Annotated in this window: 23 protein-coding genes and 1 tRNA gene; 11 read left to right on the top strand and 13 right to left on the bottom strand. The window is 64.9% G+C overall.

Annotated elements, in window-relative coordinates; all coding sequences use genetic code 11:
• The first annotated feature begins 155 nt into the window (after window positions 1–155).
• Complete coding sequence (gene acnA / locus NX02_RS19380) at window positions 156–2,834, top strand: aconitate hydratase AcnA (protein ID WP_025293845.1); 2,679 nt, start codon at window positions 156–158, stop codon at window positions 2,832–2,834.
• A gap of 199 nt (window positions 2,835–3,033) precedes the next feature.
• Window positions 3,034–3,255 carry a hypothetical protein gene (locus NX02_RS19375; protein WP_025293844.1) on the top strand — a complete coding sequence of 74 codons (222 nt, stop codon included), beginning with the start codon at window positions 3,034–3,036 and terminating at the stop codon, window positions 3,253–3,255.
• A 202-nt stretch (window positions 3,256–3,457) separates the two neighbouring features.
• Here the strand turns inward: NX02_RS19375 and NX02_RS19370 are convergent, their stop codons facing one another.
• Window positions 3,458–4,357: a peptidylprolyl isomerase gene (locus tag NX02_RS19370; protein WP_025293843.1), complete on the bottom strand. Its 900-nt coding sequence runs from the start codon at window positions 4,355–4,357 to the stop codon at window positions 3,458–3,460.
• Window positions 4,358–4,580: 223 nt separating this feature from the next.
• Here NX02_RS19370 and NX02_RS19365 point away from each other — a divergent pair, with 223 nt between their 5' ends.
• Entirely contained in the window at window positions 4,581–7,517 is a 2,937-nt protein-coding gene (locus NX02_RS19365; protein ID WP_025293842.1) for a TonB-dependent receptor plug domain-containing protein, read from the top strand.
• A gap of 67 nt (window positions 7,518–7,584) precedes the next feature.
• On the opposite strand, the gene NX02_RS19360 is transcribed toward NX02_RS19365, so the two are convergent.
• Complete coding sequence (locus NX02_RS19360; RefSeq protein WP_025293841.1) at window positions 7,585–8,475, bottom strand: LysR family transcriptional regulator; 891 nt, start codon at window positions 8,473–8,475, stop codon at window positions 7,585–7,587.
• Between the two features lie 101 nt (window positions 8,476–8,576).
• Between NX02_RS19360 and NX02_RS19355 the strand changes: the two genes are divergently transcribed.
• From NX02_RS19355 to NX02_RS19345, 3 genes are all read left to right on the top strand, one after another.
• A complete protein-coding gene (locus NX02_RS19355; RefSeq protein WP_025293840.1) occupies window positions 8,577–9,575 on the top strand; it encodes an aldo/keto reductase in 999 nt (332 codons plus the stop codon).
• A 76-nt stretch (window positions 9,576–9,651) separates the two neighbouring features.
• Window positions 9,652–9,742: transfer RNA gene (locus NX02_RS19350), tRNA-Ser, on the top strand.
• Window positions 9,743–9,868: 126 nt separating this feature from the next.
• Window positions 9,869–11,284, top strand: coding sequence for a tyrosine-type recombinase/integrase (locus NX02_RS19345; RefSeq protein WP_047100128.1), 1,416 nt, complete (start codon window positions 9,869–9,871; stop codon window positions 11,282–11,284).
• 3 nt (window positions 11,285–11,287) lie between these two features.
• Here the strand turns inward: NX02_RS19345 and NX02_RS19340 are convergent, their stop codons facing one another.
• Genes NX02_RS19340 through NX02_RS19295 form a run of 10 tightly spaced genes read right to left on the bottom strand, consistent with a single transcriptional unit; the run spans window position 11,288 to window position 15,970 of the window.
• Window positions 11,288–11,521: a hypothetical protein gene (locus NX02_RS19340; RefSeq protein ID WP_025293838.1), complete on the bottom strand. Its 234-nt coding sequence runs from the start codon at window positions 11,519–11,521 to the stop codon at window positions 11,288–11,290.
• 37 nt (window positions 11,522–11,558) lie between these two features.
• Window positions 11,559–11,768, bottom strand: a complete 210-nt coding sequence (locus NX02_RS19335) for a hypothetical protein (RefSeq protein ID WP_025293837.1) — start codon at window positions 11,766–11,768, stop codon at window positions 11,559–11,561.
• Between the two features lie 46 nt (window positions 11,769–11,814).
• Window positions 11,815–12,030, bottom strand: a complete 216-nt coding sequence (locus NX02_RS19330) for a helix-turn-helix transcriptional regulator (RefSeq protein ID WP_025293836.1) — start codon at window positions 12,028–12,030, stop codon at window positions 11,815–11,817.
• Window positions 12,027–12,440, bottom strand: a complete 414-nt coding sequence (locus tag NX02_RS19325) for a hypothetical protein (protein WP_025293835.1) — start codon at window positions 12,438–12,440, stop codon at window positions 12,027–12,029. Before NX02_RS19325 ends, NX02_RS19330 begins: the two co-directional genes overlap by 4 nt.
• A complete protein-coding gene (locus NX02_RS19320; RefSeq protein WP_025293834.1) occupies window positions 12,437–13,300 on the bottom strand; it encodes a DUF6551 family protein in 864 nt (287 codons plus the stop codon). Before NX02_RS19320 ends, NX02_RS19325 begins: the two co-directional genes overlap by 4 nt.
• Entirely contained in the window at window positions 13,297–13,674 is a 378-nt protein-coding gene (locus tag NX02_RS32625; RefSeq protein WP_158014103.1) for a hypothetical protein, read from the bottom strand. The genes NX02_RS19320 and NX02_RS32625 overlap by 4 nt, the downstream gene beginning before the upstream one ends.
• Window positions 13,671–14,666, bottom strand: a complete 996-nt coding sequence (locus tag NX02_RS33665) for a hypothetical protein (protein WP_025293833.1) — start codon at window positions 14,664–14,666, stop codon at window positions 13,671–13,673. Before NX02_RS33665 ends, NX02_RS32625 begins: the two co-directional genes overlap by 4 nt.
• On the bottom strand, window positions 14,663–15,283 hold the full coding sequence (locus NX02_RS19305; protein WP_025293832.1) for a hypothetical protein: 621 nt from the start codon (window positions 15,281–15,283) through the stop codon (window positions 14,663–14,665). The genes NX02_RS33665 and NX02_RS19305 overlap by 4 nt, the downstream gene beginning before the upstream one ends.
• Window positions 15,284–15,285: 2 nt before the next feature.
• Window positions 15,286–15,771: a hypothetical protein gene (locus NX02_RS19300; RefSeq protein ID WP_158014102.1), complete on the bottom strand. Its 486-nt coding sequence runs from the start codon at window positions 15,769–15,771 to the stop codon at window positions 15,286–15,288.
• On the bottom strand, window positions 15,761–15,970 hold the full coding sequence (locus NX02_RS19295; protein WP_025293830.1) for a hypothetical protein: 210 nt from the start codon (window positions 15,968–15,970) through the stop codon (window positions 15,761–15,763). The genes NX02_RS19300 and NX02_RS19295 overlap by 11 nt, the downstream gene beginning before the upstream one ends.
• Before the next feature lie 77 nt (window positions 15,971–16,047).
• On the opposite strand from NX02_RS19295, the gene istA reads away from it, so the two are divergent.
• Entirely contained in the window at window positions 16,048–17,535 is a 1,488-nt protein-coding gene (gene istA / locus NX02_RS19290; RefSeq protein ID WP_039996352.1) for an IS21 family transposase, read from the top strand.
• Window positions 17,532–18,383: an IS21-like element helper ATPase IstB gene (gene istB, locus NX02_RS19285; protein WP_425424012.1), complete on the top strand. Its 852-nt coding sequence runs from the start codon at window positions 17,532–17,534 to the stop codon at window positions 18,381–18,383. The genes istA and istB overlap by 4 nt, the downstream gene beginning before the upstream one ends.
• 284 nt (window positions 18,384–18,667) lie before the next feature.
• Here the strand turns inward: istB and NX02_RS19280 are convergent, their stop codons facing one another.
• The gene (locus NX02_RS19280) at window positions 18,668–19,495 is read right to left on the bottom strand and encodes an IclR family transcriptional regulator domain-containing protein (protein ID WP_025293829.1); all 828 of its coding nucleotides are present in this window, start codon (window positions 19,493–19,495) and stop codon (window positions 18,668–18,670) included.
• A gap of 243 nt (window positions 19,496–19,738) precedes the next feature.
• Between NX02_RS19280 and NX02_RS19275 the strand changes: the two genes are divergently transcribed.
• The 3 genes from NX02_RS19275 (at window position 19,739) to NX02_RS19265 (ending at window position 26,066) form a co-directional block, all read left to right on the top strand.
• Complete coding sequence (locus tag NX02_RS19275) at window positions 19,739–21,466, top strand: alpha/beta hydrolase (RefSeq protein WP_158014101.1); 1,728 nt, start codon at window positions 19,739–19,741, stop codon at window positions 21,464–21,466.
• Between the two features lie 90 nt (window positions 21,467–21,556).
• Window positions 21,557–24,589 carry a TonB-dependent receptor domain-containing protein gene (locus NX02_RS19270; RefSeq protein WP_162232707.1) on the top strand — a complete coding sequence of 1,011 codons (3,033 nt, stop codon included), beginning with the start codon at window positions 21,557–21,559 and terminating at the stop codon, window positions 24,587–24,589.
• 67 nt (window positions 24,590–24,656) lie between these two features.
• On the top strand, window positions 24,657–26,066 hold the full coding sequence (locus tag NX02_RS19265; RefSeq protein ID WP_039996692.1) for a M20/M25/M40 family metallo-hydrolase: 1,410 nt from the start codon (window positions 24,657–24,659) through the stop codon (window positions 26,064–26,066).

The raw sequence follows: 26,066 nt of genomic DNA, 5'->3' as shown, positions 1-26,066 counted from the left end.
CTCACTTTCCAGCCGCTTTTCGAGCGGGCAACACCTTGCTAATGCGGCCGCGGATCTCACATCCGCAACATCCGCGGCGGCCGGATGAGACATCTCCGCCCCGCGGGAACTGGCGCCGAGCCATCCTGGTTCAGCGCCATACGGGAAGGACGATTATGACCGCCATTGGCCAGGATACTCTGGGAACACGCTCGACGCTTGAAGCGGGTGGCAAGACCGTCGATTATTATTCGCTGACCAAGGCGGCGGACAAGCTCGGCGACGTCAGCCGGCTGCCCTTCTCGATGAAGGTGCTCCTCGAGAATCTCCTGCGCTTCGAGGACGGCGTGACCGTGACCGTCGAGGACATCCAGGCGATCGTCGACTGGCAGAAGGACCGCGTGTCGGAACGCGAGATCCAGTATCGCCCGGCGCGGGTGCTGATGCAGGATTTCACCGGCGTGCCGTGCGTGGTCGATCTGGCGGCGATGCGCGACGCGATGAACAATCTCGGCGGCGATGCGCAGAAGATCAACCCGCTGGTTCCCGTCCATCTGGTGATCGATCACAGCGTCATGGTCGACGAATTCGGTACCCCCCGGGCGTTCGAGGACAATGTCGCGCTGGAATATCAGCGCAATGCCGAGCGGTACGAATTCCTCAAATGGGGATCGAAGGCGCTCGACAATTTCAAGGTGGTGCCGCCGGGCACCGGCATCTGCCACCAGGTGAACCTGGAGCATATCGCGCAGGCGGTTTGGATCTCGACCGCCGAAGACGGCACCGCGATCGCCTATCCCGATACCTGCGTCGGCACCGACAGCCATACCACGATGGTCAACGGTCTCGGCGTGCTGGGCTGGGGCGTGGGCGGCATCGAGGCGGAAGCGGCGATGCTCGGCCAGCCGGTCTCGATGCTCATTCCCGAGGTGGTCGGCTTCAAGCTAACCGGCGCGCTCAGGGAAGGCATCACTGCCACCGATCTCGTGCTGACCGTCACCCAGATGCTGCGTGCAAAGGGCGTGGTCGGCCGCTTCGTCGAATTCTTCGGGCCCGGCCTCGACGGCATGACGCTGGCGGACCGCGCGACGATCGGCAACATGGCGCCGGAATATGGCGCGACCTGCGGCTTCTTCGGCATCGACGAGAAGACGCTCGACTATATGCGCCTCACCGGCCGCGACGAGGGCCAGATCGCGCTGACCGAGGCCTATGCCAAGGCGCAGGGCATGTGGCGCTATGCCGACAGCCCGGATCCCGTGTTCACCGACACGCTCGAGCTGGACATGGGCACCGTCGAGCCCTCGCTCGCCGGCCCGAAGCGCCCGCAGGACAAGGTCGTCCTCAGCGAGGTCGACGATGTCTTCAACGGCGACCTCGTCAAGGTCTACAAGCATGACACGGCGAAGCGCGTCGCGGTCGACGGGCGGGACCATGACATCGGCGACGGCGACGTCGTCATCGCCGCGATCACCAGCTGCACCAACACTTCCAACCCCTCGGTGCTGGTCGCCGCCGGCCTCGTCGCCCGCAAGGCGAACGCGCTGGGCCTCAAGCCGAAGCCGTGGGTCAAGACCAGCCTCGCGCCGGGATCGCAGGTCGTCACCGACTATCTCGACAAGTCGGGGCTGAGCGCGGATCTCGACGCGATCGGCTTCAACCTTGTCGGCTATGGCTGCACCACCTGCATCGGCAATTCGGGTCCGCTCGCCGAGCCGATCTCGAAGGCGATCAACGGCAACGACATCGTCGCCGCCTCGGTGCTGTCGGGCAACCGCAACTTCGAGGGCCGCGTCTCGCCGGACGTGCGCGCCAACTTCCTCGCCTCGCCGCCGCTCGTCGTCGCCTATGCGCTGAAGGGCACCGTCACCGAGGATTTCGTGACCACCCCGATCGGCCAGGCCACGGACGGCAGCGACGTGTTCCTCAAGGACATCTGGCCGTCGAACGAGGAGGTCCGCGCGGTGATGGATGCGAACATCGACCGCGAGATGTTCTCGTCGCGCTATGCGCATGTCTTCGCCGGCGATGATCGCTGGCGGGCGATCGACGTCGAGGGATCGGATACCTATACGTGGCGCGCGGGCAGCACCTATGTCGCCAACCCGCCCTATTTCGAGGGGATGTCGATGACGCCGGCGCCGGTGACCGACATCGTCGATGCGCGGCCGCTTGCGATCTTCGCGGACTCGATCACCACCGACCACATCTCGCCGGCGGGCTCGATCAAGGCGGACAGCCCGGCGGGCCTCTACCTGCAGTCGCACCAGGTCACGAAGGCGGACTTCAACAGCTATGGCGCGCGCCGCGGCAACCATGAAGTCATGATGCGCGGCACCTTCGCCAACATCCGCATCCGCAACGAGGTGGCGCCGGGCACCGAAGGCGGCGTAACCAAATATGTTCCCACCGGCGAGGTGATGCCGATCTACGATGCCGCCGTCCGCTACAAGGCCGATGGCACCCCGCTCGTCGTGATCGCCGGCAAGGAATATGGCACCGGCTCCAGCCGTGACTGGGCGGCCAAGGGTACCAACCTGCTGGGCGTCCGCGCCGTGATCGCCGAAAGCTTCGAGCGCATCCACCGCTCGAACCTGGTCGGCATGGGCGTGCTGCCGCTGCAGTTTGCAGATGGAATCGACCGCAAGACGCTGAAGCTCGACGGTTCGGAAACCTTCAGCATCGCCGACGTCGGCGGCCTGCGCCCGCGCCAGGAGGTCGAAGTCGTCCTGCGCCGTGCGGACGGCACCGTCGAGACGTTCAAGACCCGGTGCCGGATCGATACCGTCAACGAGCTCGAATATTTCATCAACGGCGGCATCCTGCAGTACGTGTTGCGCAAGCTCGCGGCCTGAGGACAGGCGCTCCAGCCATCGATCGTCGGGATTGAGGACGGCGGCGCTGGGTTCAGCGCCGCTGTTTTCGTATCCATGTGTCGTGCGGCACAGACCGGCTCACTGCGGCAGAGCATCATCGACATCGTCTCCTCACTGACGCCGTGACGCGGGGGGAGGGCGAGTCCGGCTTGAGGGACAGATCGACAGGAGCATCGGCATGATCGGCAGCAGCAACATCGTCTACGCGCGAACGTCTGGATCGGCCCTCCCCGGCGCCGCCATCACCTACCGCCCGGGCAACGCGACGAGCTGCCCCGATTGCGGCAATAGCCATTGGCACGTCGGCCGCCACACCGCCGAATGCGCCTGGTGCGCGACCGCGCTGCCGATCTCGACCAGCGGCATGTGGTACCGGAACGCGGCCGCCAAGGCGGCGTAGAAACTCCCTCTCCCCTTGGGGAAGAGGGTTGGGGTGATGGGCCGTCGCGCGCAGCGTAAAGGCCCGGAGGGCTCAGCACTCCTGCTTGTTCGGCCTCGCTCAGAGCGAACCCGTCAGACCTTTACGCTTGGCGCGACTGCCCCTCTCCCTGGTCCGCTACGCGGACCTTTCCCTCTCCCCGTAGGGGCGAGGGCTTACGCCCTCAGCCTTTCACGCGCCTTACCGGCACCCCGACATTGCACACATCCGCACCCCCAGCCGGCTTCTCGAAAAATGGCGGCTCCCGGTTCTGGCGCGCCTTCACATAGGCGCCGAACGTCGCGCTTTCCGTCGCCAGATATTCGAACCGCGGCCTATCGCCGGCGGGCAATTCGCTCGCCAGCCGCACCGTCGCGATGCCGGTGAACTGCCTGGGATCGGTGTAGAAGCTCAGCGCCCCGGTCCCCCGCGGCAGCGCGGACATATGCTCGATGCCTTCCACAACCCGCCCGACCAGCGCGATGTTGCGGTCGAGGTGGCGCGGCGCATGGCCGATCACCGCATAGAGCTCCGCGCCCGAGCCGGTGTCGGGCGCATAGCCGCGCCCCGCGCCGACCATCGCATAGCAATGCACCAGCCACGCCTTGCCGTCCTTGCGCGCCGCGGGCCAGCCTTCGACATGGCCGGTCTCGGCATAGGCATCGCCGGCGCCCAGCGGCCGGAACGGAAGCCCCGCCGCCGGCAGATCATATTCCGCCGCCAGCCGCGCGGGTACCCCGGCGGGCAGCTTCTTGGTGCCTTCGGAATCCGGATCGGGCGGCGGATCGCCCCATTGCACGACATAATTGTCCTGCACGCGATAGATCGCGAGCCCGTCCCACCAATGCGCCCGCGCCAGCGCGCGGACATTGCCGACATGCGCAGGGGCGAAGCGCGGCGCGAGCTGGATGACGATGCGCTGCCCGCCTGCCAGGGTCATCACCACCAGATCGTCTGGCGCGATCTCCCGCCAGTCGCTTGCTGGCGCGGCGTCGGCGATCTGCCCCGGTGAGGGGGGCTGCGGCGGATGAGTCTGGCCGCTGGCAAGCAGCGCAAGCAGTGCGAAGAATAAGCGGCGGCGCATGGTGCATCTCCTTGCGGCAGTTGTGTCTGCGCGAACGTGCTACAAACGTAATATCGCGTCCAGCCAACGGCTTGTCTCAATTTTTGTGGCATTTTTGCGACACCCCGAAAGTGCATTGTGCAACGCAACCCAATTCGCGGCCGATCGCGTTGACAAGCCTCGCGCACGCCGTTCCCTTTGCGAAATTGTCAGTAGGCGTAACCGCGTACCAAAAGGGGACAGTATGTATAACCGACGCTCGCAGACGGCGTTTCTCGTCGCCAGCGCATTGAGCCTGAGTTGGGCAATGCCCGCCTTCGCACAGGATACCGCCAGCAACGCACCGGCCGCCGACGAGGGCGATGAGATCATCGTTACCGGCAGCCGTATCCAGCGCACCGATTATGATCTCGCCAATCCGGTGGTGTCGATCACCGCGGAAACGCTCGAGCAGTCGGGCAATGTCCAGGTCGTCGACACGCTCGCGCAGAACCCGGCGCTGCTCAACTCGCTGAGCGGAGCGCGTACTTCCGGTTCGCTGAGTGATTTCGGCGCGGTCGGCGTTTCGCTGCTCGATCTGCGCGGGCTCGGCGAAAACCGCACCTTGACGTTGGTCAATGGCCGCAGGCACGTGTCTTCGGTGTCGGGCACCGCCGCGGTCGATATCAACACCATTCCCACGGATCTGATCGAGAGCGTCGACGTGCTCACCGGTGGCGCATCGGCGATCTACGGCGCCGATGGCGTGTCGGGCGTGGTCAATTTCCGCCTGAAGCGGGACTTCGAGGGGTTCACCGCGCGCGGCCAGATCGGCCTTTCGAGCCGCGGTGATGCCGGGCAGCGTTTCGGTTCGGCCACCTATGGCCGCAACTTCGCCGACGGTCGCGGCAATGTCGCGCTGTCCTATGAATATCGCGACCAGGACCGCCTCGGATCGGCAGATCGCCGCCGCACCGGCAACCCGCTCTACAGCTATGGACTCGTCCGCGACCCCAACGACATTCCCGACGATCCCGGCCGCCCGGATCGCGTGCTGACCAACAATCTGCGCTATGCCGACAGCTCGATCGACGGCGCGGTCGATCTCGATCTGGACGGCATTCCGGACTTCACCGGTTCGGGCAAGGTCTATGATCGCGGCCGGCTGCTGCCCTCCTCGGGCGGTCTGACTCAGGGCGGCGACAGCACGCCGCTGGCGGGCTATCAGGGCGACCTTCAGGCCTATAACCGCGTCCACAACGTCAACCTGCTGTCGCATTATGACTTCAGCGATGCCGTCTCCGCCTTCTTCGAGGCCAAATATGTGCGGCAGAAGACGTTTACGCTGGCACAGCCCTCGTTCGATTTCTTCACCTATCTGAACCCGGACAATCCCTATCTGCAGGACCGGTTCGGGGTCGACGCCACCGCGGACGGCGCGTTGCTCTCGCGCGACAATTACGATCTCGGCGTGCGCGGCGAGGAAAATGATCGCGAGACGATGCGCTTCGTCGGCGGCTTCGAGGGCCGGATCTCCGATCATGCCCGCTACGAACTCAGCTATACGTTCGGCCAGACCAAGTCGAAGGTCAAGCTGACCGATTATCGCATCGGCGACCGCTATTATGCCGCGCTCGATGCGGTCACCGATCCGGCGACCGGCAACATCGTCTGCCGTTCGAACCTGTTCCCGGACGACAATATCGATCCGAACAATTTCGATGCGCCGGCGACCACCTTCACGCCGGGGGCGAACAGCGGCTGCCGTCCGCTCAACCTGCTCGGCAACGGCGTGCGCGATCAGGCGGCGCTCGACTGGATCAATGCGGACATCGTCAACCGCGCCCGACTGCAGCAGCATGTCGTGTCCGGCTCGGTCTCGGGTGATTTCGGCCAGTTCTTCGAACTGCCCGGCGGCCCGGTCGGCTTCGCCTTCGGCGCCGAATATCGCAAGGAAAAGAGCCGCTTCGTCACCGACGAGTTGCTCCAGCAGGGCGCGTTGCTCGATTTTTCGGTCCAGCTTCCCGAAAGCGGCGATTTCGACGTGAAGGAAGTGTTCGGTGAGCTTTCGGTGCCCGTGCTGAAGGAACTGCCCTTCGCCTACAACCTGACGTTCGGCGCCGCGATCCGCCTCTCCGATTACTCGACGGTCGGCAAGACGACGACATGGAAGGTGGACGGCACCTATTCGCCGATCCGTGACATCACCTTCCGCGGCACCTGGTCCGAAGCCGTGCGCGCGCCCAACGTCACCGAATTGTTCGCACCGCGCAACGGCGGCTTCTCGTTCATCTCCGATCCCTGTGATCCCGTGTTCATCAACGACGGCACGCAATATCGCGTCGCGAACTGCCAGGCGGCGCTGCAGGCAGCGGGCCTGACGCCCGCGCAGATTTCCGCGTTCAACCCGGAGAGCGATCCGACTGCGACGGTCAGCCTGCCCGGCTTCTCCGGCGGCAACCGCAACCTGCGTGAGGAAACCGCGCGGACCTGGACCGCGGGCGTGGTCGTGCGGCCGAGCTTCATTCCCGGCCTCATCGCCTCGTTCGACTGGTACGACATCAAGCTCGACAACGCGATCAGCACGCCGACCGCGGAGGAACTGGTCGGCCTGTGCGTCGATCAGCCGACGCTCGACAATATCTATTGCGCCAACGTCACCCGCTCGTCGGGCACCGGTTATATCTCGAGCTATTTCGTGCAGCCGCAGAATGTCGCCAATTTCCGCACGGCGGGCGCCGATCTCAAGCTCAACTACAGCCTCAACACCGGGGGCCTCGGCCGTTTCAACATCGCGCTGGTGGGCGGCTATCTCGATCGGCTGGAATTCATCGCCACGCCGGGCGCGGATATCAACATCGATCGCGAGGAACGCTTCTTCCCGAAGTGGAACGCCACGGGTGACATCACCTGGTCGATGAACGCGTTCACGGTGAACTATGGCGTGAGCTGGTTCAGCAAGACGCGGCGCTACACGATCGAGGAACTGCGCGGCAATCCCGACCTCTCCGATCCGCGCTACTTCCGCTACAAGGAGAAGTGGCAGCACGACATCTACGTCGCCTATGATGTGGATGAGCGTTTCCGCTTCTATGTCGGCGCGAACAACCTGTTCGATCAGCAGCCGTCGGTCGCTTCGGCGGACTATCCGATCAGCCCGGTCGGGCGCTACATGTATGCCGGTGCCCGCATCACGATGTGATCGCCGGTCCGATCGATTATGGGAGGGGCGCTTCGGCGCCCCTTTTTTTCGCGGGCGGCCACCGCGCTCACCTCCGCCAGCGCATGAAATCGACGAAGGCACGCAGCGCCGGCGGCATCTGGCGGCGGGAACTGTAATAGAGCCGCGCGCCGGGGAAGGGCGGCAGCCAGTCCTCGAACAGGCTGACGAGCCGGCCGGCGGCGATGGCGGGGCGCACCCATTCCTCGAAGGTGGCGAGCAGGCCGACGCCCGCCTCCGCCAGGGCCAGTTCCACCGGCGCGCTGCCGCACAGCACGGCGCGGCGCGGGCGGATCGCCAGCACCTCGTCGCCGCGCTCGAACTCCCAGTCCGGGATTCGGCCGCTGAGGAAGCGGTGGTTGATCGTGGGCAGGTCGATCAGGTCTCGGGGGTGGCCCGGCGTGCCGACCCGCGCGAGCAGGGCCGGCGCCGCGACCAGCGCGAAGCGCTGTGGCGGGCCGATCGGCACCGCGATCATATCCCTGGCGACCGCCTCGTCATAGCGCGCGCCAGCGTCGAACCCGGCGGCGACGATGTCGACGAACCCCTCCTCGATGACCAGATCGAGCGCGATGCGGGGATAGGCGGCGAGGAAGGCGGGCAGGCGGGGCGCCAGCACCAATTCGGCGATCGGGGTGGGGACGTTCAGCCGTAGCGGGCCGGCGGGCTCGTCCGCCGCTTCGCTGATCCGCGCGAGTGCGCCGGCGATGCCCTCCAGCGCCGGCTGCAGCGTCTCCAGCAGCGCTGCGCCCGCAGCGGTCGGGCTCACGCTGCGGGTGGTGCGGTTGAGCAGGCGCACGCCCACCCGCGCCTCCAGGTCGCGGATCCGCTCGGACAGGCGCGAGGGCGAGACGCGCGTCGCCTGCGCCGCGGCGCGGAAGCTGCGTGTGCGCGCCACCGCCGCGAACAGGTCCAGATCAGCGAGGTCGGGTGAGTCCATTGTTCGATATTCCGGATGTGTCATTCGCGATTGTGCGGATTATCGATCGGGCCGGCAAGGCGCATATCGCCGCTACCCCATCGACCTTCAGGAGACGAACGATGCAACAGCTTCGACTTGGCAACACCGGCCCCATGGTTTCGCGGCTCGGCCTCGGCTGCATGGGCATGTCGCCTGACTTCTATGGCGATGCCGATCGTGCCGAGAGCCTCGCGACCTTGGCCGCTGCGGTGGAGGCGGGCATCACCCTGCTCGACACTGGCGACTTTTACGGCATGGGCCACAACGAGATGCTGATCGGCGAGGCGCTGCGCACCTTGCCGCGGGACCGGCTGCAGATCAGCGTCAAGTTCGGTGCGCAACGCGGGCCCGACGGGGCGTGGATCGGCTATGATGCGCGCCCCGCGGCTTTGAAGACCGCGCTGGCCTATACGCTCAAGCGGCTGGGCACCGACCATATCGATATCTATCGACCGGCGCGGCTCGATCCGGCGGTGCCGATCGAGGAGACGGTGGGCGCCATCGCCGAACTGGTGCAGGCCGGCTATGTCCGCCACATCGGCCTGTCCGAAGTGGGTGCCGAGACCATCCGGCGGGCGGCGGCGGTGCATCCGATCGTCGACCTGCAGATCGAATATTCGCTGATCTCGCGCGGGCCCGAGCGGGAGATCCTGCCGACATTGCGCGAACTCGGCATCGGCATGACCGCCTATGGCGTGCTCTCGCGCGGCCTGATTAGCGGCCATTGGTCGAAGGACCAGCAGGCGAAGGGGCCGGACTGGCGGCTGGCCGGGCCGCGCTTCCAGGGCGCCAACCTCGATCACAACCTCGCGCTGGTCGAGGCGCTGCGGACCATCGCCGAAGCGCGCGGCGTCAGCGTCGCGCAGGTGGCGATCGCATGGGTGGCGGCGCAGGGCGACGACATCGTGCCGTTGGTCGGCGCCCGCCGCCGCGACCGGCTGACCGAATCGCTGGGCGCGCTCAAGGTGGTGCTGGGCACCGACGATCTCGCCGCGATCGCCGCCGCGGTGCCCGCCGACGCAGCCGCCGGAGACCGCTATCCCACCGCGATGCTCGCGCATCTCGACAGCGAGCGTTGATGCCTGGGCGGGGGCCGCGCGAACCCGCTTGCGCCCCCGCCTCCGTCACGATAGGGAGCCGCCTTCCAGCGAATGCGGAGCGGTGGCCGAGTGGTCGAAGGCGCTCGCCTGGAAAGTGAGTATACGGCAAAACCGTATCGAGGGTTCGAATCCCTCCCGCTCCGCCACCTCGCCCTCCGGGGCCATTCGCCACCATCCCGCAACCCTTGATATCTGCGGCTTTCCAGCCCTTATGGATGGGGCCGGCGTTCGCGGCTGTTCGCGAACATCCCATGGCCGGCATGGTAGATCGCATGGCGTCGACCCTCGCGATCCATGGTATGAGGCTGGACGTGCTCACCGACGCGAAGATCAAGGCCGCAAAGCCGGCCGACCGGGATTACAAGCTTGGCGATTCTCAGCAGCTCTACCTTCTGGTGACAAAGGCCGGCGGCAAGCTCTGGCGGATGAACTACACCTACGGGAAGTCGGCCAGCGGCAAGCCCGCACAGAAGACGCTCGCGCTCGGCGCCTATCCAGCGGTCGGGCTCGCTGCCGCGCGGAAGGCGCGCGATGATGCGAAGGAGCATCTGAGCGCCGGCAGGGATCCGGCCGTAGAACGGCGCGTGTCTGCCCGCGCGCAAGCCGCCGCGAACGCGAACACCTTCGAGGCTGTGGCCCGGCGCTGGCACGCCTTCAAGGCGCCGACCTGGAGCCGCATCCACGCGAAGGATGTGCTGGACAGCCTGCAATCCGACATCTTCCCTGCCATCGGCGACCTTCCGATCACCTCGCTCAGGGCGCCACGCCTGCTTGAGGTGCTGCAGCGGGTCGAAGCGCGTGGCGCGATCGAGACGGCGCACCGCCTGCGCCAGCGCCTATCTGCCATATTCGTCTATGGTATCGCAGCCGGCGTTGCAGACGCCGATCCGGCTGCGAGCCTCGGCAAGGCGCTCCGGCCGGTGCCGAAGGCGAAGCCGCAGCCGTCCATCATCGATCGGTACCGCGAGCTTGACGACCAGGTGCGCGTCACGCGGCAACTGCTGATCGACTGCGAGGCGGAGCGGTGCCGCGCGCAAACGAAGTTGGCCATGCGCTTCCTCGCGTTGACCGCGGTTCGCTCGAACGAACTCAACAACGCCCGGTGGGATGAGATCACCGGCATCGACTGGGCGCGGCCGGACGTGGCGCACGACAAGGCGCTGTGGACGATTTCGGCGCAGCGGATGAAGGGCGATCTGGACCGGAAGGAAGAGACCGACGGTGACCACCTCGTGCCACTATCGCGGCAGGCGGTTGACGTGCTGTTTGTGCTGCGGCGGCTGACCGGCGACCTGCAATTGATGTTTCCGAGCGAGCGGCACCTGCATCGGCCGATCTCGGAGAACACGCTGCGCGCGCTGCTGATCCGCGCCGGCTATTATCAGCGCCACGTGCCCCACGGCTGGCGCTCCGCGTTCAGCACGATCATGAACGAGCGCGCTGATCGGGAATGGCGGGCCGGCGGAGGCCGGGGCGAGGCGCCCGATCGCGGCATCATCGACCTGATGCTGGCGCACATCCCCCATCAGAAGTCCGGATCGGAGGGCGCGTATAATCGCGCCGCCTATATGGCCCGCCGGCGCGAGCTGGCGCAGGAATGGGCCGATCTGCTGGTCGGGGATATGTGGGAGCCTGAGATCCATATCGGGCAGCCGATCCGCTGGGCAGCGACCGGGCCAGGGCGGTAGCAACTATCGCTTCCCTTGGAGTGCGTCGGCGATAGTCTCTCCGGTGATCTTCATTTGATACGCGATGTTCTCTAGTGCGCCCATCTCAGTCGCGGCATCGTTCAGGCCGAGCCGAGTCAACGCCGTCGCGGTGCGCTCTTGCGCTCTCGCCAGTTGCAGAATTGCGAAAGCGATGGCGAACGAGCCGTCGCCCTTTCGAGCGCGTTCTTCGCACACATCTTCAATATGATCTGACATGCATCATCCCCTCACCAAGTAGCTACCAAGCCAAGCCTTAGCGATAGTCGGTGATGGAATGGATGGCCGCCCAAGTATAAAAGCCGCTTGGATAGTCGCTGGATCGGCTTTCGATTGCGATCCCTATTTGATCAACCGCAGTGATGATAACCCTGATGCGAGTGCCGGGCTCCCTGCTAAATTCAAGCATGGCGTTTAAGCGCCCGCCATTTACAACCATTTCTCGCTGCATTTCTTGATGCATCATCAACCTCCGAATCGAAGCGGCAGCATACGGTTCCTACTGCAGAAGGCTAGGCTGCGGCGGAGCTGCGCGCCTCTTCCAGCCGGGCACGCCACTCGCGGATCTCCGCCTCGCTCCAGCGGCTGGCAGCGCCGCCCGGCTTGAACGGCGCGGGGAACGAACCTTCCTTGATCAGGCGATAGATCGTTGTGCGGCCGAGTCCGGTCAGGTCCATGACGCGCGCGAGCGGCAGTAGCGGGTCGAGGGGTTGAGGTTGGTCGGTCATACTTGCTCTCGGTACTGCTGAACGGGTTGCACCCGGCGGGCGGGGGCTGTGCCCGCCGGGTGCGCACGCGCGGCTGGGGGATGCGCGCGTGAGCTGATTTGAATCCGGTCGAAGGCTTCGAGCGCCTGCGGATCCTCGATCATGTCGACGAGGCGCAGGTCGTCGGTGCCTGGCATCACGGCATCGATGCTGACCGCGCCCCACCGGTTGGCAAAGGCGGCATAGCCAGCGCTGATATAGACCTTGGCCATCGTGGCGATGTCGCGGGGGTGAAGCCGACCTTCGCGGATGCCGAGATAGATATCGGACATGATGTCTTCCCGAAGCATTGGGTCGACGCTGCGCGGCACGGCCTTCGCGATGCGGCCGTAGATCGGATCACTAAGCGCGAGACGGGCTGCCGTGCTCATGATGCGGGCTGCTCGTCATAGGCCATCAGGAAGGCTTGCCGCATGGCGAGCGCGCGATCTTCGCCGCCACCCTTGATGCCGGACACATAGCCCGCCCAGCCTTGCTGGTTCTCGGTCAGCAGCGCGCGGAACAGGCGGTCGCGATCGAGCCCCTCCCGCGCGATATCGATCTTCACCAGCGCCCGAAAGGTCGAGGCGCCGGCGTTCAGCACTTCGTCGGGGAAGGCCTCGGCCATCAACCCCAGAGCGTTGGCACAAACGCGTTCGCCATGCTTGCGCAGGATCATCTTGATCGACTCAGTGAAGGCGATGGCGCCCGGCACCCACGACGTTGATCCGGTCGTGCGCGAGACCGTGAAGCCCGCCTCTTCGATCAGCCGCCGCACCGTGACCGCCTCCGGATCGCCGCCGGCCGCGGCGGCGTGGAAGTCGTCGAGCTTGCAGATCGCCTTGCGGGTCCGGTTCATCGCGACGAACATCGCCGCTTCATCGGCAACCGACGCATAGGTCGAGATGCAGCAGGGCAGAAACGGGATGTCGCCACGCATCTGCGCTGCAGCCAAGCGGTGCTGGCCGTCGATGACATAGAAGCCGCCTTCCCGGCGGGAGACCACCAAGGGCTGACACATGCGCCAATCCCAGTTCTCGGCAATCTTACGGATCAGGCGCTGCGACGATCGCACGTCGGTCGACCGCTGGTAGCTGTCATCGATCTCCAGCTCGTTCGGATGACGCATCTCGATCGAGGGCGGCATGCCCTTCGGAGCGGGAAACTTCACCGCCGGCGCGGGCGCTTCGATGGCGGGGCCCGTTGCCACGGGGGCAACCGGCGATGTCCTCTGCGCGGTCTTCACCATCATCGACGTTTCTCCTGCGAGATGGCTGCTACCGCGCCATCGGGCGCAACTAGGGCAGCGCTCCGGGGCCGGGGGCGGAAATGTGCGTGCACGACGTTGCTGCGTTCCTGCGGCTCGCGCTGGCCGCCATCAGGGCCAATGTCAGTCGGATCCGTCCACTCAAAGCACCAGCGGTCTGCGTGGGTTTCGGGCCAGACCGATGCCACCTCTTCCGCACCGTCACGGTTGCGCAGAACGACGATCTCCGGCGGATAGAGCTGGCACGTTCCGAGATAGGCCTGCCCTAGACCGGTCGGTTGCTCAGCCATGCGAGCGCGGATCGCGCCGCGCGCCTCCCAAAGCGCGCAGTTGCCGCAGCGGGGCATGTTGTCGGTCACGCGCCCGCCCTCACCGAATAGACCTTATCGACGCTCCCGCCGCGGCCGTGAACCATCGTCTGGTTCACCCAGGTGATGCGTCCCTCCGCGAGGCGACGGATGTGGCCGCGTCGGATGTGGTCACGCGGCCCGCTTCGGTCGCTGCCAATGCCCCCGCCGCCAGACATGACCTCGCCGGCCAGTTCCAGCACATGAAAGGGTTTCAGAAGCGGCTTGCCCTTACGGGCGCGCTGACGGTTGAGGAACTTTGGCGCTGGCCGCTCGACGGCACGAACGTTCCGACAAGCCAAAGCATAGACCATATCGAAATAGGCGTTAACCTCGTCCATCAGGTCAGCCTGAAAAACCTCGAAAGCCGCGGTAGTGCCCATTTGACCAAACAGTTGCTGCATCGCCTCGGGCATGACCGGGATCAACGTGCCCGTCAGGGCCTTCGCCTTGCGCTGTGCAGGCGATATTCTCCCAGCCGCCACTTGGTCGCGCCAGAATGCCGACGTGATTATCTCGGCGTTCCTGTCGCGCCACGCACCTTCATATGGGATGTGCATCGCTGCGCCGACCGGCATCCATGCTTGATATGCGTCGTACCAGCAGACTGAAGCGACGACGACGCCATCGCTGAGCTTCCCGCGCTGGTCCTGCCACGGCGCGCCGACAGGCATGTCATCCTGATGATCCCAGGCAAGCGCGATCCGCTTCGAGCAAGGTGCTGCGGTCCATTCATCTTGGCGCGGTGCGCTCGCCGCCGGCGCCGGATACTCGATCGCCACGACAGGGAACGGCGGCTTCATCATCAAACCCGGCACTTCGGGGCGCGGGGTGTTGCGGTCGAGCAACTGACCATATTCCGGCAGCACGAAGGTCTGTGCCTGCCGCAGCTTTGAGGTCAGGTACTCCAACCCTTGGGCCGACCACGCGTATGGGGTGGTCTGCTGCATCAGCGTGAGCGCGTCGATCGCTTTTGGCGTGTAGTTGAGGGCTTGCGCGTTCATGCGCTGTGCTCCTGGCTGTCGAGAACAATAGCTCCGCTGGGCAAACGGGTGCCGTTGACCTCGATGTGTGCGCGCATGTCCTCTTCGAACGATGGGTTGCGACGGGAGCTGAAGCCCCAGCGAAGCGCGAAGGTGCGGCGTGGCCACCCCTCCTGCTGGTCGATCATGATCGGATCGACGAAGGGGCGGTCGAGTGAGAACTCGACAGCGCCGCCCGGCAGCGCGAACAGCCGGCCACCGAGTCGCAGCGCGATGTCAGCCGCCTCCGCCACGGACGCGAAGCCATGATCGACGGTGAAGGTGCCACGCCCCCACAGCACTCCGATGAGCGCCGCACGCCGGGCGGGGTCGCTCAACTGGCGATCGGCGAGCAGGGATAGCCGCCGCGCGCGTTCGGTGACATCGTCATCGGCGATGACCCCGCAACGCAAGCCAGCGCCGGACTTACCGAACACGACATCAACGGTCAGATACGCCGCGGCGAAGGCCTCCAGTGCGCGGTTCGCGTAGGCGTCCGCCCCCTGCAGCCAGGCGCGATTGAGATCCGTGGTGGTTTCTTCGATTGACCACAGGCTTTCAACCGGCGCGGCGGCCAATGCTTCCATAATCTCGGCCATGTTCAGGCCTCCATCTTTGGGCGGAACAGCCCCACGACGCGGCCGACGAACTTGCTTTGCAGCAGGTTCTCAGGTTGGGCCGGGTCGATGCCTTGGAGAGCGCCGGCGAAACGTCGGCGAAGCGGCTGTGCGAACCAAAGGTCTCGGTCGTTGGACGATCGTTGCGCGCACACAAGGCGCCGATCGACCGCAACGCGCTGCGACCCGGTGCGGTGGAAGGTCTCCCACGACATCCCGGCGACGGGACGCTGATGCTCCATCACATAGATGGCACCGTCGATCAGGCCTTCAGCGAATATGCAGTCGCTGGGGTCGTAGATCGCCACCTCTCCCGCATGCAGCAGTGGGCATGCGTCGCGCTCTCCCACCTTGATGACGTCGAAGCGGGCTGGGACGGCATCAAAGATGCGCAGGCCGTTGCGAAACTCGCAGAGAACCTCGATCACGAGCGTGCCTGCCGGAGCGAACTGGTGCGGATTAGATGCCATTGCGCACCTCCGCCCGGCTGCGCCGCGGGGCGCGTCCGTACTGGATGCTTAAGTGCAACCCGAGCCACTGCAGGTCGAAGTATCGGACCTGACCGGAGACGAGTTCGTCCTCGGTGCGGGCGTTCAAATTCTCAATCTCGATGACGCCCCAGTCGTACCAAGGCTCAAGCTTGTGTAGGGCGGTGACAAACCCGGCCACGGGAGCGCCGGCATAGGTGCCGGTGCGGCGGAGAGAAATCCTGCCAGTGGTAAGCTGCTCGTTTTGGGGCGGCGGGGATGTTTGCCTTGGAGAGTTACGCGGCCGTTCGGCGTTTTGTGTTCGTGGAAGGTCACAGCCGCCGGGAGGCGGCGAAGGCGTTCGGTCTGAGCCGGGACACGGTGGCGAAGATGTGCGCGTTCTCGCTGCCGCCGGGCTACCGGCGCACGAAGCCGCCGGAGAAGCCGAAGCTAGGTCCGCTGTTGCCGGTCATCGACGCTATCCTGCGCGAGGATCGCCTGTCGCCGGCCAAGCAGCAGCACACCGCCAAGCGGATCTTCGAGCGGCTGCGCGACGAGCATGGCTATGGCGGCGGCTACACGGTGGTGAAGGACTATGTCCGGCAGAGCCGCGCACGCAGCCGCGAGACGTTCGTGCCGCTGGCACACCCGCCGGGCCATGCCCAGGTCGACTTCGGCGAGGCGTGGGCAGAGATCGGCGGCATGCGGCAGAAGGTCCATTATTTCTGCATGGACCTGCCGCACTCAGATGCGTGTTTCGTGAAGGCCTATCCGCGCGAGACGACCGAGGCGTTCCTCGACGGTCATGTTTCGGCCTTCGCCTTTTTCGGCGGCGTGCCGCTGTCCATCCTCTACGACAATCTGAAGATCGCGGTGGCGAGGATCTGCGGCGACGGCAAGCGCGAGCGCACGCGGGCCTTCACCGAGCTGGTCAGCCACTATTTGTTTGCCGACCGCTTCGGTCGTCCCGGCAAGGGCAACGACAAGGGGAAGGTCGAAGCGCTGGTGAAGCACGCCCGCGCGATGTTCATGGTGCCCATTCCGGTAGCGCGCAGCTTCGACGAGTTGAACGAGCGCCTGGCGAAGGATTGCCTGGCTCGACAGAACGGGCATGCCGGGCGCCATGCCGACACCATCGCCGAGCGCCTCGTCGCCGACCGGCAGGCCTTCCGGGCCTTGCCGGCGGTGCCGTTGGAGCCGTGCGAGAAGCGGTCGGCGCGCGTATCGTCGACCGCGCTGGTGCGCTATCGGACCAACGACTATTCGGTGCCAACCGTCTATGGCTTCCGCGACGTCCTGGTGAAGGGGTTCGTCGACGAGGTGGTCATCAGCATCGCCGGCGAGGAGATCGCCCGGCATCCGCGCAGCTATGGCGAGGGCGCATTCGTCGCCAACCCGCTGCATTATCTCGCGCTCATCGAGCAGAAGCCCGGCGCGCTCGACCAGGCGGCCGCCTTGCAGGGCTGGGATCTGCCCGAGATCTTCCAGCATCTGCGCCACCTTCTGGAAGCTCGTATGGGCACCAAGGGGAAGCGCGAGTTCATCCAGGTGCTGCGGCTGCTCGAAGCCCTGCCGCTCGCCGTCGTCACCGACGCGGTGACGCAGGCCGTGCAGCTCGGCGCCATCGGCTTCGACGCGGTGAAGCTCATCGCGCTGGCGCGTATCGAACGGCGACCGCCCCGTCTCGATCTGGCCGCCTATCCGCACCTGCCCCGGACGGACGTGAAGACGACACGGGCGGCGGACTATGGGGTGCTGGCGGCATGACCGGCGACAAGATGCCGACCGGCACGACCGGCGGGACACCCCAGGTGCTGCTCGCCCACCACCTCAAGCAGCTCAAGCTGCCGACCGTGCTGCGCGAATATGAGAAGGTCGCGCGCGAATGCGCTCGCGACGGTGTCGACCACCCACGCTACCTGCTGCGCCTCATCGAGCTTGAGCTCATCGACAGGGAGCGGCGCACGGTCGAGCGGCGGATCCGCGCCGCCCGCTTCCCGGCGGTGAAGAGTCTCGACACCTTCGACTTCACAGCCATCCCCAGCCTCAACAAGATGCTGGTGCTCGAGCTCGCTCGCTCGGAGTATATCCTTCGGCGGGAGAACGTCATTGCGCTGGGCAACAGCGGCACGGGCAAGACGCACGTCGCTCTCGCGCTCGGCCTGGCTGCTTGCCAGAAGGGATTCACCGTCGCCTTCGCGACCGCCGCTTCGCTGGTCAACCAGCTGATGGAGGCGCGCGACGAGCGGCGCCTGCTCAAGCTCCAGCGGGAACTGGCGGCCGTGAAGCTGCTCATCGTCGACGAGCTCGGCTATGTGCCGCTGTCGGCGACTGGCGCCGAACTTCTCTTCGAGGTGCTGTCGCAGCGCTACGAGCGCGGCTCGACCATCATCACGTCGAACTTGCCGTTCGAGGACTGGACCCAGGTCCTCGCCTCAGAACGGCTTACCGGCGCGCTGCTCGACCGGCTCACCCACCACGTCTCCATCCTCACCATGAACGGCGACAGCTACCGCCTCAAACAGTCCGCCGGCCGGCGATCAGCCAGAAGGGCGGAGCAAAACCAGGCCACCGTGTCGGCCGACCCGAACACCGGCGAGATCCCGTCGCCATAGCCGGGAGAAAACGGTCGCGACGATATGGAAAGGGCCCCGATCGGGGCCCTTTCCATATCGTCATCACGCCTCGACCGCTGGCCTGCTTTTACTCCGCCCCGCTGGCCGGGTTTTGCTCCGCCGTTGACACCTGCCGCAGATCAGCGCCGACACCAGCTCATGGGCGCAAGTCCGACAACGCCGACCGGCGCCTCGTTGACGCTGTGATCCACAGAACTGCGGCTCGCGACTATGGCGTCTTCATCGACCATCGCCAAAACCGTCCGCGCGCGGGTTCCGAGCATCTACTTCTGCTGGAAGCGCTCGTTTATGCTCGCCGCGGCTGCGCGCAGCTCGGGAACCAGTTTTTCGCGCATGTCATCCACGGCGAAGCGCATCGAAGGGCAGCACGCGTTGAGGGCCGCCACGACCTGCCCGGCCGCGTCGTAGATCGGCACGGAGAGCGAGCGAACGCCGACCTCCAGTTCTTCATCGACGAGCGAATAGCCCAGGCGGCGGGTCTCATCGACGATTGCGCGCAGTTGCTTCTTCGAGCCCACCGTGTTCACCGTGTGCCGCTCGATCTTGACGCGGTCATAGTAGCGCGCCAGCGCCTCGTCGCTTTCGCCGGCAAGCAGTACCCGTCCCGTCGAGACGGCGTAGGCAGGAAGCCGGTTGCCGATGTTGATGCTGACCGAAATCACGCGATCCGGCGTGGAGCGTGCCAGATACGTCACATCGTCTCCGGTCAGCACCGCCGTGTAGATCGATTCCTGCGTCCGCTGCGATAGCGCATTCATGACAGGCTGCACGATGTCGAGAATGCCGACCGAGGACAGAGCCGAGTAGCCGAGTTGCAGGACCTTGGGCCGTAACGAGAAGTAGCGGTCGCGCTTCTCCGCATAGCCTTCCCGCACCAACGTGAGGAGGAGCCGCCGCGTCGTCGCGCGCGACATCCCGGTCACCTTCGCCACGTCGCTGAGCGTCATCGACGGTGTGTCGCGCGTGAACGCGCAGATCACCTCCAGCCCCCGGGCCAGGGACGCGACATAATCGCGGTCGCCATCCTCCTGTTCGAGTTCGGGGGCCTCCTCATCTCCAGCCGAGCGCGGCGCACGCGGACCATCAGACATTTTTACCCCTCTCCTCGGCGGCACCGGCCGTCCATCAGACGGGCTCGAAGTAGACATATTTTGAAACACAATCCAAAAAGCTCATCGTAGCGCGCTCGTCACCCTCGTCCAGTCATGCGGAACTATGTTCGCTATCGCAACGCCCGTTCGCTATGCGGTCACAATTGCGTTGACATTCACGCTTTATCGGATGCACCTTTGGCCTGCGGCGAAGCGGGGCGCTCGCCGGACAAGGGGATGGACATGCGAAAGACGTTTGCCGTCTGCGCCGCGTTTGTGGCGTCGGCGATTGGCACCCACGCGGTTCACGCTGAGCAGTTCCGGGTCGAGCTATCGGCGCCTGCCGCAGAAGATTCCGGCTATGAGGGACGGCTGATCCTGATCATCGCGTCCGACGACACGCGCGAGCCGCGCTTCCAGGTGGAGGCGAGCTATGATGGTGCTCAGGTCTTCGGCCTCCCGGTTACCGATTTTCGCAAGGGGCAGGCCCGCACGATCGGCACGAGCGTACCGGGATATCCCGGACGCAAGCTTACCGACGTCCCGGCCGGCACCTACACCGTCCAGGCCGTTCTTCACAAATATGACAGCTTCAGACTGGGCAACGGCAAGGTGGTAAAACTGCCCGCAGCGCGCGGCGCGGGCCAGAACTGGCGCAAGGAACCCGGCAACCTCATCAGCAAGCCGATAAAGGTCGACTTCGACCCCAAACGCGCAGGCGAAATCAAGCTGGCGTTGACGGATGTTCTCTCCCCGATCGAGGAACCGAAGGACACTGAGTTCGTCCGCCATTTCAAGTTCAAGTCGGATCGCCTTTCGAAATTCTGGGGACGAGACGTATATATCCGCGGCCATGTGCTGGTTCCCAAGGATTTCGACAAGCACCCGGAGGCGCGGTATCCGCTGGCCGTGTTCCATGGTCACTTTCCAGATGATTTCGGTGGCTTCCGGACCACGCCGCCCGACGCAGACATCAAGTGCGAGCCGAGCAAGCGGTTCAGCAACGAACCCTGCTATAACCGGACCGAGCAACAGGAAGCGTATGACTTCTACAAGCAATGGGTCTCACCCGACTTCCCGCGCATGCTGATCGTCGAGATCGATCACTCGAATCCCTATTATGATGACAGCTACGCGGTGAACTCGGCGAATATCGGACCCTATGGCGACGCCATAACCTATGACTTCATCCCTGCGCTGGAGAAACAGTTCCGCGGGATCGGCGAGGGATGGTCGCGCTTTCTTTATGGAGGATCGACGGGTGGCTGGGAGGCACTGGCTGTCCAGGTCTTCTATCCCGACCAGTATAACGGCGCATTTGCGGCCTGCCCCGATCCCATCGACTTTCGGCAGGTCATGGTCACCAATATCTATGACGACAAGAACGCGTATTGGCGCGAGGGCGCCTTCGGCCGCGTCGCGAAACCCGGCAAGCGCGACTATCTCGGCCATGTCTCGCTGACCATCGAAGACGAGAACCGGCTCGAACTCGTCCTCGGCGACAAGACGCGGTCCGGCGGCCAGTGGGACATTTGGGAAGCGGTCTATTCGCCGATGGGGGCGGACGGCTATCCGCAGCGGATCTGGGACAAGGCGACCGGCGTCATCGATCCTGCGGTGGCGGCACATTGGCGTGAAAATTATGATCTGCGGCACATTCTCGAGCGCGACTGGCAGAAGCTCGCCCCAAAACTGCAGGGCAAGATCCATATCTACGTCGGCGACATGGACAATTTCTATCTGAACAACGCCGTCTATCTGATGGAGGATTTCCTGAAGAAGGCGCAACCGGCCTATGGCGGCGAGATTACGTACGGAGATCGCGCCGAACATTGCTGGAACGGCGATCCTTCCTTGCCGAACTCGATCTCGCGGTTGCGTTACAACAGCATGTACGTGCCGAAGATCCTGAAGCGCATCGAAGCCGCGGCACCCAAGGGCGCCGATCTGAAGAGCTGGCGATACAAATAATCATCCACCGCCGGGGGACGTGAACGGCGACCGAAATTCGGCGCCGCGACAGGCAAACAGGGAGCTAGATCAATGGTCAACAGGACAAGAGTGCGCACAGCCTTGCTGTGCTCCGCCGTACTGCTCGCAAGCGCCGCATCGCCGGGACATGCTCAGGACAGCACCGCGGACGCTTCGGCCGCTGCCGATGACACCGGCGAGATCGTCGTCACCGGTTCGCGTATCCGTTCGCCAAACCTGGAAAGCGTCAGCCCGGTGACCACCGTGTCATCGGAAGAGTTCGCGGTCCGCGGCACCGTCCGCACGGAAGACCTCGTGAACCAGTTGCCGCAGGTTTTCGCGGCGCAGGGCGCAGCCAATTCGAACGAGGCGACCGGTACGGCTCAGGTCGATCTCCGCGGCCTCAGCCCCTCGCGCACGCTGGTGCTCGTGAACGGCCGGCGCTTGCCCTACGGCTCCCCGAAGAACATCCCTTCGGACATAAACCAGGTGCCGACGCCGCTGATCCAGTCGGTCGAGGTCCTGACCGGGGGCGCATCGGCGGTCTACGGCTCGGATGCGATCGCCGGCGTCGTCAACTTCAAGCTGATGGATAATTTCAGCGGTATCCGCTTCACCGGCAGCGTCGCCGGATTCCAGCATGACAATGATCGCGACGAACTGCGCGATCTTCTCGACACCAACAACGAACGCGTCCCCGGTGGCTATCTTAAGCCCGACAAGAGCGTTTGGAACGGTTTCACGACCGAGGTCTCTGCGGTTGCCGGCGGCAATATCGGCGACAATCGGGGCAATGTCACGGCCTATGCGACCTATCGCAAGGTCAACGCCATCCTCCAGGCCGACTATGATTACAGCGCCTGCGCGCTGGGTGCGACCGGCCCCAACGGCAGCGAATTCTCGTGCAGCGGCTCACCGACCAATGCACCGGCCAATTTCACCAACGCCGGCGGCATTCCCGGGTTGCCGACATCGTTCCGCGCGACGGCCGACGGCCAGTTCGTGCCGGGCTCGCTGACCTACAATTTTGCACCCTATAACTACTACCAGCGGCCCGACGAGCGCTATGCTTTGGGCGCGATGGCTCATTACGAGGTCAACGAGAATTTCACGCCCTATGTGGAAATGTCGTTCATGGAGGATCGCTCGGTCGCCCAGATCGCACCGGGCACCAACAGCGCCGGCATCACCGTCGGCGCGGGCAGCATCAGCGGTATCAACTGCGACAACCCGTTCCTGAGCGCGCAGCAGGCCAGCTATCTGTGCACCAGCCGCGGCCTCTCTACCGCCAGCATCTACGATACTGCGGGCAATTATGTCGGGCCTGCTTCGGTCGCGGAGGGCGTGCTGGTCGCACGCCGCAACGTCGAAGGCGGCAATCGCCAGGACGACATCCAGCACCAGAGCTATCGCATCGTGCTCGGCGCCCGCGGCGAGATCGCCGGGCCGTTCCGCTATGACGTCTACGGCATCTATTCGAAGGTGAGCTATCGCAGCCGTTTCTTCGGCGACGCCAACCGCCAGCGCACGGCGAACGCCTTCAACGCCGTGCGCAATTCGGCCGGCCAGATCGTCTGCGCGATCAATGCCGACGCCAACCCGAACAACAACGACGCCGGCTGCGCACCGCTCGATTATTTCGGTCCGCAGGCGAGCGCCGAAGCCGTCGACTATGTGGCCGAATTCAAAGGAATCACCGGCGACACCAACCTCGTCAACGTCGTCGCCGCGATCGACGGCAATCTCGGCGAGTGGGGGATCCAGTCGCCATTCGCGAGCAGCGGTGTCGCCGTCGCCTTCGGATATGAATTCCGCAAGAATTCGGTCGATTATCTGCCGGATGAGATCTATCAGGCAGCCGCCAGCCCCGAACTTCCGATCAGCGGCTCGGTCGTTGCCAAGGAGTTCTTCGGCGAAGTCGTGATACCGCTCGCCGAGAATCTGCCGGGACTCTACAGCCTGTCGTTCGAGGGTGCCTATCGCTATTCGGATTATGACACCGGCTTCAAGACCGACACCTTCAAGCTGGGGATGAACTGGTCACCGATCCGTGACTTCCGTCTGCGCGGTTCCTATCAGCGCGCGGTGCGAGCGCCCAACGTCATCGAGCTCTTCTCCAGCCAGCAGTTGTTCGAGGTCGAGCTGACCGAGAATGCCAATGGTTCCTACGATCCCTGCTCGGGGCCCACGCCGATCGCCACCGCGGAGCAATGCGCACGCACCGGCGTCACCGCCGCGCAATATGGCAACATCGTCGACAATCCCGCCGGCCAGTTCAATTCGCTGATCGGCGGCAACCAGGATCTCCAGCCTGAAACCGCCAAGACGCTGTCGCTCGGTGCCGTGTTCGAGCCGCGGTTCGTGCCGGGGCTCACCATCTCGCTCGATTATTTCGACATAAAGGTCGAAGATCTCGTCGGAAGCGTCAATCCGAACCTTTCGATCGCAAACTGCCTGTCCAGCGGCGATCCCTATTTCTGCGGCCTCATCCAGCGCAGCGGCTCGGGATCTCTGTGGCAGAGTGAAAACGGCTACTTCCGCCGATTCAACGTCAACACGGGCTCGCTGCAGACCAAGGGCGTCGACGTGGTGGTCGATTACCGGATGAACCTCGACGACCTGGGAATCGGCGGTGGACGGCTGAACTTCAACCTCGTCGGCACCTACCTCGACTCCTACCGCACCGTTCCGCTTCCCAACTCGCCGGACAGCGACATCTACGAGTGCGCCGGTCTCTATGCCGGCCTGTGCGGCCGTCCGCGTCCGGAATGGCGCCACAAGCTGATGGCGACCTGGTCGCCGACGCGCAGCTTCAGCGTGACGCCCACCTGGCGCTATGTTTCCTCCGTCAAGATCGCGCAGACCAGCGATCAGCCGGCGCTCACCGGCAGCTTCTCCGAGGTGAACCGCAAGCTCGGCGCACGCAGCTACTTCGATCTCGCGGCGTCGTACGAGGTGCGCAAGGACCTGGTATTCCGCGTCGGCGTCAACAACCTGTTCGACAAGGATCCGCCGCTTACGACCACCGCGGCGATCGAGGACGGCGGAAACGGCAACAGCTACCCGCAGTTCTACGATGCGACCGGACGCTACCTGTTCCTGAGCGCCTCGGTCGGCTTCTAAGGCGCATGGCCTGCCGCCGGGACAGGGGAACCTCTCCGGCGGCAGCATCATACTGTAGGAGTTCTGGATGGTTTTGCGTTGGTGTGCCCGTGCTGCGGCGCTTTTGCTCCTTTCGTCTGCCGGCTCGATGGCGATGGCTGCCGAGGTGACGGACGCGGATCGCGCGATGGCGCGCGAGATCCTCGAAGACGCGATCGCGACGCCGTCAGCCAAGGGCCGCGGGCAGGTGCCTGCGCTGATCGAGATGTTTTCCGCCCGCCTTCGCAAGGCCGGCTTCGGACCCGAAGACATCCAGCTGGTCCCGGTGGACATAGACGGGGAGCCGACCGCCGGTCTGGTCGTGCGCTACGCCGGGAAGAATCCGGCGACGAAGCCGATCGCGTTCCTCGGCCACATGGACGTGGTCGATGCGCTCAAGGAAAACTGGGCGACCGATCCCTATGTGCCGACCGAAAAGGACGGCTACATCTATGGCCGCGGTTCGACCGACAACAAGGCGGGGGTCACCGCGCTGATCGCAAGCTTCATCCGCCTGAAGGCGGCGGGCTTCGTTCCGGAGCGGGATCTGCTGCTCGCTTTTTCGGGAGACGAGGAAACCGGCATGATGACGACGCGCGCGCTGACGAAGCATCCGCTGGTGTCACGCGCGGAGTTCGCGCTGAATTCGGATGCGGGATCCGGCCTCGAGGGCCCGGACGGGCGCTACCGCTTCAACATCCAGGCGGCCGAGAAGACCTATGCCAATTTCACGATCTCGGCGCGCAACCCTGGCGGCCACAGTTCGGCGCCGCGCGCGGACAACGCGATCTATGCGCTTGCGGGGGCGTTGAAGACGGTCGAGGCCTTTCGCTTTCCCGTGGAATTCAACGAGATCACGCGGATCATGGTCGCCGACCTGGTCGAAGAGCAGGGCGGCGAACTGGGCGGTGCGCTGACCGCCTTGCTCGCCAATCCGGACGATGCGGCAGCACGCGCCATCGCGGAGAAATATCCCCAGCAGTCCAATATTCTCTGGACGACCTGTGTCGCGACCATGCTCCAGGCCGGCAACGCGCCGAACGCCCTGGCGCAAAATGCCACCGCCACGGTCAATTGCCGCATCTTTCCCGGAACCTCCGTCGATGCGGTGCAGGCCAGGCTCGCAAACTTGGTCGGCGACTCGCTCGAGGTGAAACTGCTTGGCCAGGGCGTCGCGAGCCCGGTTTCGCCGGTCAACCGGCCGCTCTTCGCGCGGCTGCAGAAGGCGATGGACGCAACCTATCCGGGGGTCACGCTCAAGCCGAGCATGTCTTCGGGCGGGACCGATGGGCGGGAGTTTCGCAACGCGGGCATTCCGACCTACGGCGCCGGCGCACTTGCGCTGCGCGCCGAGGACAGCCGGGCACATGGCACAGATGAGCGCGTGCCGATCGCCGCCTATCTGAAGCAACTCGATTACTGGGATGCCCTGCTGCGCGATCTTGGCGGCCGGACGTGA

Source organism: Sphingomonas sanxanigenens DSM 19645 = NX02 (assembly GCF_000512205.2).
In the GTDB taxonomy this organism is placed as follows: domain Bacteria; phylum Pseudomonadota; class Alphaproteobacteria; order Sphingomonadales; family Sphingomonadaceae; genus Sphingomonas_D; species Sphingomonas_D sanxanigenens.
Note: the sequence above shows the minus strand (reverse complement) of the source record. Positions and strands in the feature narration are given on the sequence as shown.